General features: G+C 36.5%; 15 protein-coding genes. 10 read left to right on the top strand and 5 right to left on the bottom strand.

The annotated features are described in order from the left end of the window. The 4 genes from RT405_RS09900 to RT405_RS09885 form a co-directional block, all read left to right on the top strand. A partial coding sequence (locus RT405_RS09900) for a 5'-nucleotidase C-terminal domain-containing protein (protein ID WP_313469422.1) occupies window positions 1-580 on the top strand: 580 nt, incomplete at its 5' end. A gap of 17 nt (window positions 581-597) precedes the next feature. Continuing rightward, on the top strand, window positions 598-1,512 hold the full coding sequence (locus RT405_RS09895) for a YutD-like domain-containing protein (RefSeq protein ID WP_396163666.1): 915 nt from the start codon (window positions 598-600) through the stop codon (window positions 1,510-1,512). Window positions 1,513-1,530: 18 nt separating this feature from the next. Continuing rightward, window positions 1,531-2,295, top strand: coding sequence for a TIGR01457 family HAD-type hydrolase (locus tag RT405_RS09890; RefSeq protein WP_313469420.1), 765 nt, complete (start codon window positions 1,531-1,533; stop codon window positions 2,293-2,295). Continuing rightward, a complete protein-coding gene (locus RT405_RS09885; protein WP_313469418.1) occupies window positions 2,295-2,930 on the top strand; it encodes a TIGR01906 family membrane protein in 636 nt (211 codons plus the stop codon). Before RT405_RS09890 ends, RT405_RS09885 begins: the two co-directional genes overlap by 1 nt. A 65-nt stretch (window positions 2,931-2,995) precedes the next feature. On the opposite strand, the gene RT405_RS09880 is transcribed toward RT405_RS09885, so the two are convergent. The 4 genes from RT405_RS09880 to RT405_RS09865 all read right to left on the bottom strand — a co-directional run bounded on the left by RT405_RS09880 (window position 2,996) and on the right by RT405_RS09865 (window position 5,822). Next, a complete protein-coding gene (locus RT405_RS09880; protein ID WP_313469417.1) occupies window positions 2,996-3,436 on the bottom strand; it encodes an Hsp20/alpha crystallin family protein in 441 nt (146 codons plus the stop codon). Window positions 3,437-3,530: 94 nt separating this feature from the next. Then, window positions 3,531-4,037, bottom strand: coding sequence for a phosphatidylglycerophosphatase A (locus RT405_RS09875; RefSeq protein ID WP_313469416.1), 507 nt, complete (start codon window positions 4,035-4,037; stop codon window positions 3,531-3,533). A 130-nt stretch (window positions 4,038-4,167) separates the two neighbouring features. Then, window positions 4,168-5,160 carry an NAD(P)/FAD-dependent oxidoreductase gene (locus RT405_RS09870; protein ID WP_313469414.1) on the bottom strand — a complete coding sequence of 331 codons (993 nt, stop codon included), beginning with the start codon at window positions 5,158-5,160 and terminating at the stop codon, window positions 4,168-4,170. 161 nt (window positions 5,161-5,321) lie between these two features. Continuing rightward, complete coding sequence (locus RT405_RS09865; RefSeq protein ID WP_035029616.1) at window positions 5,322-5,822, bottom strand: divergent PAP2 family protein; 501 nt, start codon at window positions 5,820-5,822, stop codon at window positions 5,322-5,324. 202 nt (window positions 5,823-6,024) lie between these two features. On the opposite strand from RT405_RS09865, the gene RT405_RS09860 reads away from it, so the two are divergent. Together RT405_RS09860 and RT405_RS09855 are read left to right on the top strand one after the other, a co-directional pair. Next, the gene (locus tag RT405_RS09860) at window positions 6,025-6,615 is read left to right on the top strand and encodes a peptidylprolyl isomerase (protein WP_313469412.1); all 591 of its coding nucleotides are present in this window, start codon (window positions 6,025-6,027) and stop codon (window positions 6,613-6,615) included. 238 nt (window positions 6,616-6,853) lie between these two features. Continuing rightward, window positions 6,854-7,714: an ROK family protein gene (locus RT405_RS09855; protein ID WP_313469411.1), complete on the top strand. Its 861-nt coding sequence runs from the start codon at window positions 6,854-6,856 to the stop codon at window positions 7,712-7,714. Between the two features lie 50 nt (window positions 7,715-7,764). On the opposite strand, the gene RT405_RS09850 is transcribed toward RT405_RS09855, so the two are convergent. After that, complete coding sequence (locus tag RT405_RS09850) at window positions 7,765-8,940, bottom strand: MalY/PatB family protein (protein ID WP_313469410.1); 1,176 nt, start codon at window positions 8,938-8,940, stop codon at window positions 7,765-7,767. A gap of 223 nt (window positions 8,941-9,163) precedes the next feature. On the opposite strand from RT405_RS09850, the gene yugI reads away from it, so the two are divergent. From yugI to RT405_RS09830, 4 genes are all read left to right on the top strand, one after another. Continuing rightward, complete coding sequence (gene yugI, locus RT405_RS09845) at window positions 9,164-9,541, top strand: S1 domain-containing post-transcriptional regulator GSP13 (protein WP_035029604.1); 378 nt, start codon at window positions 9,164-9,166, stop codon at window positions 9,539-9,541. 77 nt (window positions 9,542-9,618) lie between these two features. Next, window positions 9,619-9,999, top strand: coding sequence for a hypothetical protein (locus RT405_RS09840; protein WP_313469408.1), 381 nt, complete (start codon window positions 9,619-9,621; stop codon window positions 9,997-9,999). A gap of 136 nt (window positions 10,000-10,135) precedes the next feature. After that, window positions 10,136-11,482: a glucose-6-phosphate isomerase gene (locus RT405_RS09835; RefSeq protein ID WP_313469406.1), complete on the top strand. Its 1,347-nt coding sequence runs from the start codon at window positions 10,136-10,138 to the stop codon at window positions 11,480-11,482. A 150-nt stretch (window positions 11,483-11,632) separates the two neighbouring features. Further along, window positions 11,633-12,123, top strand: a 491-nt coding sequence (locus RT405_RS09830) for a GNAT family N-acetyltransferase (RefSeq protein WP_313469405.1), incomplete at its 3' end; no start/stop codon positions are given.

Below are 12,123 nucleotides of genomic sequence, written 5' to 3'. Positions count from 1 at the left end.
ATTAAATGAACAAGAAATTGCAGTAATCCCCAGTAATTTTTCAGTCAGCTGGCAAAAAAAGTCGACTTTAGTTGAAGTCGGATTGGAAGCTGTTAAAGACTACGCTAAAACAGAAGCAGCTATTTTAAATGCAGGATTATTTATGCAACCACTGATTGAAGGCATTGTGACCAATGATGAATTGCATCAAGTATTGCCGCATCCAATGAGAATTCTGCGCTGTACTTTAGACGGTGAAAATATGATTCGTCTCATTTATGAAATGGAAAAAAACCGGGACTTTTTACGCAATTTTCCAATAAAAGGCATGGGATTCAGAGGACAAGTTTTTGGCGAGTTGTGTTATAACGGAATTGAATTTGATAAAAAAACCAGAGAAGTAAAGTGGTTAGGAGAACAGATTGTTAAAGAAAAAAGGTATACCTTTGCAACGGTCGATCATTTTATGTATATTCCTTTCTTTCCAACCATTGAAATAAAAGGAGAGAACGAAGTGTTATTCCCTTACTTTATTCGCAATGTTTTAGGTCAGTATTTACGTAAGACGTATCCTTTAATAAGCGAAGACAAATCAGAATAGAAAATGTAGGTGAAAAAATGTCAGAACAGAAAGAACAGACCATTAAGCAAAATATAGAAAAACAGCATAATGACTCTAAACCGTCATCTAGCAAAAAACAGAGTTCACATCAATCAAGCGAAAAAATAGATAAACCAACTAAACAAAAAAGAACGAAGAGAAGTTCGGTTAATGAATCTCAACAAACAACTAGAAACCTAACAAAAAAAGAATATCCTGAGAAAAAAGATAAGCATGCAACGAATTCATCTATGAGTCTAGAAATACAAGAGACTTTAGAACCGACGGAACAACAATTAGTGCAGCGAATAGACGCAACTACTATCACGATTGACGGCGCCAAATATGAAATTGTTAAAGACTACAGAGAAGCTTTTGATGCTGAACGATTAAGTGAAAGATACAGTGAAATTTTAGATAAATATGATTATGTAGTAGCAGATTGGGGTTTTGAACAATTACGGTTAAAAGGTTTTTATGATAATCGAAACCGAAAAGTTCCTCAAGATCAAAGAATCAATAATCTGGAAGATTATTTATATGAGTACTGTAATTTCGGCTGTCCTTATTTTGTTTTGCATCGTTTGGAAACGAAAAAAAGCAAAACCAAAGGAGGATTTTCAGAAAAGACTGATAAACCTGCTCGCAAACGAAGAAACCAAAAAGGAAAAAATCCTACGAATCAAAAGTCAGAACGAGTAAAACAACCGGCTGCTTCACAGTCAGCCGCAGAAAAAAAGAAAAGTAAGCCAACTGGAACAAAAGGAAAACGTGATTTTGTTAAAAAAGAGGTCACTCCGGCAACTGCTCAAAAAGAAACGAAAGTTGCAGAGAAAGAAAAATCCGCATTTAAAACCGTCCAAGACAGTAAGGGCAAACGCCACTTTAGTATTCGCCGTAAAGATGTGGAAACGAAAAAAAATAACGAATAGGAGCTGTGAAGAACACTCATGGATTACAAAGGATATTTAATTGATTTAGATGGAACAATGTATTTGGGAAGCAAACCGATACCAGCTGCTTCTCGTTTTATTAAACGGCTGCAAGATAAGCAGATTCCGTTTCTATTTGTCACGAATAATACAACAAAAACACAAAAAGAAGTGGCCGATAATTTACGGAACCATTTTTCAATTGATGTCCCTGAAGAGACTATCTATACTGGTTCATTGGCAACAGCAACTTATATGAAAGAATTAAACCAAGGCAACAAAGTGTTTGCTATTGGAGAAACTGGATTAAAGAATGCTTTAAGCGATGCTGGATTTATCGAAGATAAACTCAACCCTGATTTTGTAGCAGTGGCTTTAGATCGTAAAGCCACTTATGAAGATTTTGAAACAGCTACTTTAGCAATTCACAAAGGAGCCCGTTTTATTGCTACAAATAAAGATACAAATCTGCCTAGTGAAAAAGGAATGGTTCCAGGAGCTGGTTCATTAGCAGCATTAGTGATAGCTGCTACGCGAGTTCAGCCTACTTTTATTGGGAAGCCTGAAGCAATCATTATGAAGGAGGCATTGAAGACAATCGGATTGAAGAAAGAAGAAGTAGTGATGGTAGGGGACAATTATGAAACAGATATTCTTGCCGGTATCCACAATGGAATAGATACGTTATTAGTCTATACAGGTTTTACCAAGCGAGAAGATCTTACTGTAGAGATGGAACAACCGACTTATCAAATTTCTTCTTTAGATGAGTGGACTGTGTAATGAAAATAAAATTCATTCATTTTTTAGGTATTGCAAGTCTTTTTTTATGTATCCTAACCGTGGCCATTGCCATTACGATCAACTTTGTTCCTTTATATGCTTTTGATCTTGATTACTTTTCTATCCCAGAAAAGCTGGGACTCAGCAAAACAGTGCTGTTAGAAAATTATCATACCTTACTCGATTATTTAAATAAACCCTGGATCACAGAATTGCACATGCCAGACTTCCCGAGTTCAAAAGATGGGCTGTTCCATTTTTATGAAGTGAAAAAGTTATTTTTATTTAATTATGCAGTTGCAGCAGTAACAACGATTGGCTCTGTTTTTTATGTATGTTTTATTAAACGGCAGCGTTTAGGCTGGAAATTGATTCGGCCTTTTCAATGGGGAATGCTCATTCCTTTTGTTGTTTTGATCTTGATTGCTTTAAATTTCGATCAATTATTTATTACTTTTCATGAAGTCTTCTTTAACAATGATGCTTGGATGTTTAATCCATCAACGGATCCTGTGATCCTGGCTTTACCGGAATCATTTTTTATGCATTGTTTCATATTAGCTTTTGTGTTAATTGAGCTGACGATTATTGCAGGTTACTTTTTTACCAAACACACAGCTTTTAAAAAAGAATAAAACAACCTGAAGCCCCTACTCTGTTAAAAGAGTAGGGGCTTCAAATTTTTTTGAAAATGCCGGAATTATTCGATAGTAATCTGTTTTTTCTTATTGTCTTCAGAAGAAAGTTTTGGCATGGTTAAAGTAAGCACACCATCTTTGTAATTGGCTTTGCTGTTTTCTTCATCTGCATTTTTAAGGTAAAACTGACGTGTCATACTGCCATAAGAACGTTCTTGTTTAATATATTGGCCTTCGTCATTTTTTTCACTTGTTTCTGACTGGCGTTTAGCATGAATGGTTAAGACATCGTGGTCAAATTCAATTGAGATATTTTCTTTATCAAATCCGGGAAGATCGACTTTTACTTCATATTCTTTATCTGTTTCGTGTACATCAGCTTTGAAATTACTTTTTGCGTTTGATAAGGAAGCTCTATCCCAAAAAGAATTGTCATCAAATAAACTTGGAAAGAAATCAGAGAAATCTGGAAAGTTACCTTTTTTTTGTAAATCATGTGGCATGGTTGCTCTCTCCTTTATCGTTTTTTTCTTACAAGTCTAGTATACTTCTTTAAGCAAAAAAGCCAAATAAAACAGTCGTCATTGATTGAACAACCTATTTAACCAGTTCACTTTGCGATGGATTGGCATGTGCTAAGCGACTGGCTGCTGCAGCGGCAATTGCACCAACGATATCATCCATAAAAGTATGCACTTCATCGCCTTCATGACTATTGAGCTTAGCTAGAATTCCTGGTTTGATTTTGTCGATGTAGCCGTAATTTGTAAAGCCAATTGAACCATAGACGTTTACAATCGAAAGAGCTAGAATTTCGTCAATTCCATAAAGACCTTCATCGTCTGTGATAATATCTTGCAGTGGATTCATCAATGCATTCTGCTCTGCTAACATATCCAGTTGAACGCCTGTTAAAATAGTATTTTGCACTTCGCGTTTTAATAAGACTGCTTCAACATTCACTAAACATTCTTCCACTGTTAAATCTTTGATATACGGAGTTTGTAAAAAAAGGACCAGCTCAGCAATATCGGTTAATTTTACACCGCGTTTGTCTAACAATTCGAGTGCTTTTTGATGTAACTCATTACTTGACTTTACCATAATATGCATACCTCCTAGTTAAGTAAGTCCAGTATACCTCAATTTACTGATTTAGTCGGCAGATAACCCTTAAAAAAAGCGCCTGTTTGACCTGATCAACAGGAAAAACAGACGCGCGATAAATAACTGTTTAGAATAAGCTGGTGCTGTGCATGGGTTGTACGCGCTCATCGGGGCTGATATAACTCATAGCATTGTTGATAGCAGTTGGGGCTTCACCAAAACCTGTGGCAATTAATTTAATCTTTCCTTCATACGTACAAATGTCTCCAGCAGCATAAATACCGGGAATTGAAGTTTCCATCTTAGTATTTACGACGATTTCATTACGGGTGACATCGAATCCCCAATTTTTCATTGGCCCAATGGAAGAGCTGAAACCATAATTTACTAAAAAGTCATCGATTTCCAAAGTCTCTGTTTTATCCCCGCGCACTTCTTTTAGCGTAACGTGTTCTAGGACATGCTCTTTGCCGTCAATTGCTTCTGGTACAAAAGGCGTTTTTATTTCTACACCGGATTCCATTAACAAAGAAACGGAATGTTCTAAAGCTCTAAATTTATTGCGACGATGAATCAGGTAAACTTTTTTGGCAATCGGTTCTAATGTTAAAGCCCAGTCTACTGCTGAATCACCGCCGCCGCAAATAGCGACTGTCCGGTCCTTGAATCGTTCGATATTGTTAACATAATAATGTAATGTTTTACCTTCATATTGTTCAGCATGTTCGATCTCTAATCTTCTTGGTTGAAAAGCGCCATTTCCAGCGGTAATAATAACAGCTTTTGAATAATGCGTTGCTTTCTTGGATTTTAGTTCAAAAATCCCTTCAGCATTCTTATGAACATCCACAACTTCTTCTTCCAGACAAATCGTTTGTTCAAACCGTGACATCTGAACGGATAGATTATCAATCAGCTCTTGAGCACCAACTACAGGCATAGCAGCAATATCAAATATGTCTTTTTCAGGATACAGCATAGATAACTGTCCACCGAGTTGTGGTAAACTTTCAATGATCTTGACTTTTGCATTACGCATACCGCCGTAAAAAGCAGCAAACATTCCTGTAGGACCGCCACCAATAATAGTGATGTCAAATACTTCATTCGTTGGTTTCAAAGTAATTCCTCCATATATAACAAGTCTGTTCCTCAAAGCGTTTTTCAGTATAGCACAAAAACAAAAGAACTTCATAGATTGCTCATCAACTAAAAATGCCCTTTTGCCTTCCACGATACGTTCATGGAAGGGGAAAGGGCACTGTAAAAGAAAGCAGCAATTTAAAAACCAAAAATAGACAATAATTCACGAACTGCAAAAGCAACTCCGATACCCGTTAAAATACCAAAAAAGACTTCAATGGGTTTATGGCCCAAGTATTCTTTTAAATGGCGTTCTTTTTCTTCAGCTGTGAAATTACTTGGTTCGTGTTGTAACTTGAGAACCTTATTACGCAAATCTTGAAAATCAATGACCAAATGGTTTAAAAGAATCCCTTGTTCACCGCTTTGTCTGCGGACCCCCATAGAATCAAACATTACAATCACCCCAAATGTACTAGCGATAGCCACTAAAGGGGAACGTACTCCTTCTTGTAAAGATAAGGCAGTGATGAGAGCAGAAACCGCAGCAGAATGAGAACTCGGCATACCGCCTGTGGAAGTTGCCAATGCCCATGTGGTTTTTCTTTGCAAGAGCAGCGCAATAGGAACTTTAATAAATTGAGCAAAAATAATAGCTGTTAATGCAGCAACAAGCGGAAAATTCGATAAAATTGCCATAACGTACCACCTTTTAAAAAATTAAGCTGTTTATTTTCTATCATACCATGAAAAGAATGCAAGCTTGATAAAAATGTTTCTCCGACAGTAAAAATAAACGAGAAAAGAAACGGTCAAGTTGAAAAAATAAATAAAATCAATGGTAAATTGAGCAAGAGTTGAGTATGATTGTTAAGTAAGTAAAAATTAGGAGGGTTTTAAAATGACTCAATTTATGCAATTGTCGACAGAAGTAGCTGAAGATGAGAAAGTAGCAACAATAAAAACAAATATGGGTGAAATCAAAGTTAAACTTTTCCCTAGTGTTGCGCCAAAAACAGTCGAAAACTTTTTAGGATTGGCTGAAAAAGGATATTACAACGGAGTTATTTTTCACCGTGTTATTCCTGAATTTATGATTCAAGGTGGCGATCCAACAGGTACTGGCATGGGCGGAGAAAGTTTATGGGGTCAAGAATTTGAAGATGAATTTTCAAATGAAGTCTTCAATATCAACGGAGCCCTTTCAATGGCTAATGCCGGTCCTGGCACAAACGGCAGTCAATTCTTTATTGTAACGGCTTCAACAACACCAGCCAATATGGTAAACCAATTGGAAGCAGCAGGATATCCCGTTGAAGTTATTGAAGCGTATAAAGAAAATGGTGGTACACCATGGTTAGACTTTAAACATACCGTTTTTGGACAAGTTATTGAAGGTATGGACGTGGTAAACACAATCCAAAATGTACAACGTGGTGCTCAAGACAAACCAGTTCATGATGTTGTAATTGAAACAATTGAAGTAGCTTAATAAGTATCAAAGCCTCTCTGCATAAGAATAGCAGAGAGGTTTTTTATAAATCTGGAAGGCATAAAGACTCCGCCATCACTGTTTAACGTTGATTTCCTATTCTGCAGTAGACCCTGTTTTCATTAGTGCCAATACAGTCTAGGCTATTTTTCTTTATTATTTAATTGAAAACGCCCTCACATCTGTTAGTTTGTGCTACAATATAAGGGAAAATGATGATGGAAAGGATTGTGCAAAAATGATATATGGTGCAATTGAAGCAGGCGGTACGAAATTTGTATGTGCAGTAAGTAATGAACAAGGCGAATTAAAAGAAAAGGTCAGTATCCCAACAACGACACCTGAAGAAACGCTGAATCAAGTTTTTTCATTTTTTGATTCTTATGATTTAGATGCTATTGGAATAGGATCATTTGGTCCAATCGATGTCAATACTTCTTCAGCTACATATGGATACGTTACCTCTACGCCGAAAACAGCTTGGAAAAATTATGACTTTTTAGGAGCAATAAAAAATCGGTATGCTATTCCAGTAGGGTGGACAACAGATGTTAACGCAGCAGCTCTAGGTGAACTGAAAAAAGGTGCAGCACTCGGATTGTCAAGTTGCGTTTACTTAACGGTCGGAACGGGTATCGGCGGTGGAGCAGTGATAAATGGGAAATTATTAGAAGGATACGGTCATCCGGAAATGGGACATATGATGGTCCGGTTACATCCTGATGAAACATTTGGCGGATTCTGTCCTTATCACGGAGACTGCTTGGAAGGGATCGCTGCTGGCCCAGCCATTGAACAACGGTATGGCAAAAAGGGCCATGAATTAGCTGATGAATCGGCTGTTTGGGAAATGGAAGCTTACTACTTAGCACAAGCTTTAATGAATTATACTTTAGTGTTGAGCCCAGAAAGAATTGTTTTAGGTGGCGGTGTCATGAAACAGACACAGCTTTTCCAACTAGTTCGCCAGGAATTTGAAAAACTGATGAATGGGTACGTCCAGTTGCCGCCATTGGAAGAATATATTGTTCCTCCAGCATTAGGAGACAATGCGGGCATTACCGGCTGCTTGTTGTTAGCTGCAGAACAAATCGCTTAAAAAGAAAAGGAGAACGGGATTTTATTCCTGTTCTCCTTTTCTTAATAGGCTTATCGGTTCTCAAAAGCCGCTTTGATCCGATTTAAACCTTCATTTATAAGGCTTTTTGGTGCTGCGAAGTTTAACCGCATATATTGTGAACCAGCTGGACCATAAGCTGCGCCTGCATTTAGTCCTATTTTTCCTACTGTAGCAAAGTGTGCAGCTAATTCAGCATCAGTCATATTTAAACTAGAGCAATCAAACCAGAATAAATAAGTGCCTTGCGGTTTCATATAAGCTACGTCTGGTAATTCTTTATCAAAAAATGCACAAATTATTTCTAGATTTTCACTAAGATATTGTAATAAATCAGTTAGCCAAGGACCACATTTAGTCAAAGCGGCCTCTGTGCCGATATAACCAAATGTCGTTAAATTGCTTTGTTCCGTTTTAGCTTGCGCTGATTTTAGTTGATCAGCTAGAAATTTATTTTGTACGTAAATCATTGACGTTTTAATTCCAGCTAAATTAAATGTTTTAGTAGCAGCTGAGAGTGTAATAACAAACTCTTGGTAAGACGAATCCAATGTTACTAATGAAGCAAGCTGATAAGGTTGAAAAATCAAATCGCCATGGATTTCGTCGCTGATGATTAGGATCTGGTGTTTCTTACAAAGCTCAGCCAATTGAATGAGCTCTTCTTTTGACCAGACACGTCCACCTGGATTTTGCGGATTACATAAAATAAATAGTTTAACCTGTTGCTCGACCATTTGTTTTTCCATTTCGATGAAATCCATTTTAAACTGATTTTGTTCCACGATTAAAGTAGAGCGAACACAACGGCGATGGTTTAATGTGATCATATTTGAAAAGGGTGTATAGACAGGATCGTGGATCATAATCGCTTCATTTTCTTTCGTAAATGTTTGAATGATCAAGGCAATACTTGGCACGACTCCTGGCGAAAAGAGAATCGCTTCTTTTGTCAGTTCCATGTGATGACGTTCTTTTTGCCAATCAATAATAGCTTGATAAAGTGAATCAGGCGGAGCGGTATATCCTAAAATACGAGAATCAAGTAGAGATTTTAAGGCATCGAGAACCGGCTTTGGACTCGCGAAATCCATATCCGCGATCCACATAGGAAGAACATCTGTTGAACCAAATACTTTTTCTGATTGTCCCCATTTAATATCCAGTTGATTAGTGCGATCAATAATTTCATCAAACTTACTTTCCATTTAAACACATCCTTTTTATAGTAAAAAATCCGACAAATCGTTAGCTCTATTATACGTTAATTAGAGTACGTTTCCAAATCTAGTAGCAGCTGGCTAAAACAAAAAATAAAATTTGAGTTGTTTTTGAAAGCGAATACTATTTTCATAACTTTTATTGTTGTGATACAATTGCATTGCAGTGTTAAAAGTACTATTACAGCGTAAAAATGAACGAGGTGAGAAAATGGATTATAAAATCGGTATGATTGTTAAAGGTAAGGTAACTGGTATCCAGCCTTATGGAGCATTTGTTGCATTAGACAAAGAAACACAAGGACTAATCCATATTTCCGAATGTAAGCATGGCTATGTAAAAAATCTAAATGAAGTTCTAGCTGTTGGAGATGAGATGGATGTGATGATTTTAGATATTGATGAGTATACCAAAAAAATCAGCTTATCATTAAGAGCTTTAGAAGATCAAAGCCACTTTCACTATCACTCTAAGAAAAGAAGACACCGTCAAGAAAAGTTGAATCAGGATGGATTCAAAACAATTCGTGATTTAATGCCTCAATGGATCGAAGAAGCAAAAGCAGATGAAAAAAGGCAAGTGAATTAAAAATATAGCCGCTGTTTTAAATACCTAGAGAAGTTTACTGTGTGATTACTTAAAAATTTAAGTGTGAGGTGCTTGAAATGACAGAAAAACAATGGGTAGCCGGAACAATTATGACCCATAACATAGAAGGAAAATATGTGTTTTTAGTAAAAAAAGAAGGCGAAAAATTTTCGTTTCCGTCCACCCAGATTCTGAGTAAACAAACTGGTTTAGCTTGTATTTTAGAAGAGCTAAAAAGTACCATGGCAATCGATATCCAAAATTTAAATCTTTTTGAATTAACCAATGCTGTAGTTGAAGGAAACCGTATCCCGCTTTTTGTGTTTGAATTAGCTGATGCTAGTATTCAAACTAATGAGATATTAAAAAGGAACTTTCCCCAATTATCCTGGCAAAAATCAAGCATCTTGACAGAAACTCTAGAAAATTGGAAAATATCCGGAGTTCCGCAATTTTAATCTAACTATTTTTTAACAGCATTTCTTAGTAGAAATGCTGTTTTTTCTTGCTTTTTTTCTCTAAAACTACTAAAGTTAAGAATGAATGACAGCGTTGCACCTTGATTCACAAATACAAGATAATGGAGTGATTTAAATGGGACATATTAAATTTGATTATTCAAAAATCGAAAAATTTATTCAACCACATGAAATTACGAACATGCAACAGCAAGTAACAACTGCTAATGACATGTTGCGTAACGGCACTGGAGCAGGAAGCGACTATTTGGGTTGGATCGATCTACCTAAAAATTATGATAAAGATGAATTTGCCCGCATCAAAGCTGCAGCAGAAAAAATTCAAAATGATTCAGAAATTTTAGTGGTGATCGGGATAGGCGGATCTTATCTAGGAGCTAAAGCTGCCTTAGATTTCTTGAACCATTCATTCTATAATTTGCTGCCTAAAGAAGAACGCAAATTCCCGCAAGTTTTCTTTGCAGGAAACAGTATCAGTTCAACTTATTTAAGTGATTTAATTGATGTGATCGGCGACCGTGATTTTTCTGTAAATATTATTTCAAAATCTGGAACAACTACAGAACCGGCTATTGCTTTCCGAGTCTTTAAAGAACTTTTGGAGAAAAAATATGGAGCTGAAGAAGCTAAAAAACGGATTTATGCAACGACGGATAAAGCAAGAGGTGCTTTGAAAGAAGAAGCAAATGCGCAAGGTTATGAATCATTCATTATCCCAGATGACATTGGCGGACGTTTTTCAGTATTAACAGCTGTTGGCTTATTGCCGATTGCAGCAAGCGGAGCAGATATTGATGCATTAATGCAAGGGGCGGCAGATGCAGCAGATGCATACAGCAGCGATAAGTTAGAAGAAAATGAAGCTTATCAATATGCAGTCATCCGTAATATGCTTTACCGCAAAGGAAAAGTAACAGAAATATTAGTCAATTACGAACCAAGTCTACAATACTTCTCAGAATGGTGGAAACAATTATTCGGCGAATCAGAAGGAAAAGACCAAAAAGGGATCTTCCCAGCAAGTGCGAATTTTTCTACTGACTTGCATTCAATCGGGCAATCAATTCAAGACGGTCAACGGAATATTTTTGAAACCATTGTTAAAGTAAACAAAGCAAAACACTCACTAAACATTCCAGTTACTGATGAAGACTTGGATGGATTAGGTTACCTGCAAGGTAAAGAGATCGATTTTGTTAATACAAAAGCATTTGAAGGGACTTTACTAGCTCATACAGATGGAAACGTGCCTAACTTACTTGTAACTATCCCAGAAACAGATGCGTATACTCTAGGCTATTTGATGTATTTCTTTGAAATCGCAGTGGGAGTTTCAGGTTACTTAAATGGTGTGAATCCATTTGACCAACCTGGAGTAGAAGCTTATAAGAAAAATATGTTTGCTTTATTAGGAAAACCAGGATTTGAAGAGTTAGCAAAAGAATTAAACGAACGCTTGTAAACTGACTTAACAGAAAACATACACGCTATTGCCCCAGTGAAGAGAGGAGGCTGTTTTTCAATAAGTGACTAAACTTAGAGAAGAACACCCATCTCATTTGTGGGGCAATTTTTATCTAACTTATCTACTATAGAAGAAAGAAGGAAGCATATGGATGAAACAGTTCGTCTACATCAAGCAAAAAGAACAGATCTGACAATGATAAATGATATGTTGATTCAGACCGTTTTATGGTTGCAGTCTCAGGGATCTTCACAATGGTCAGGAATATTAGAAGGTCAAGATAATCATAATACAGCGGAAGCAATAAACCGTGGAGAAGTTTTTTATGGAACGCTCAATAGCCAAACGGTTGGCATGTTCATTTTATGGGACCACCAAAGTAAGTGGGATAGCTCTTTTTGGGGAGAAGATAAAAGTACAGATTATTTCTATTTGCACCGTTTAACCATTATGCGTGCTTTTTCTGGACAAGGAATTTCGAGCAAATTATTAAATGAAGCAAAAATATATGCTAAATCAAAAGGAAAAAAAGCTATTCGATTGGATTGTATTGCTGATAATCAGTATTTAAATAAATTGTATCAAAATGCCGGGTTCATCAATAGAGGGAAAATTACAAATATCATCACAGATAATCA

Origin of the sequence: Carnobacterium sp. (assembly GCF_032094055.1) — a bacterium.
Classification (GTDB): Bacteria; Bacillota; Bacilli; order Lactobacillales; family Carnobacteriaceae; genus Carnobacterium_A.
The sequence above is the reverse complement of the archived record's forward strand: the minus strand, read 5'-3'. Positions and strand labels throughout refer to the sequence as shown.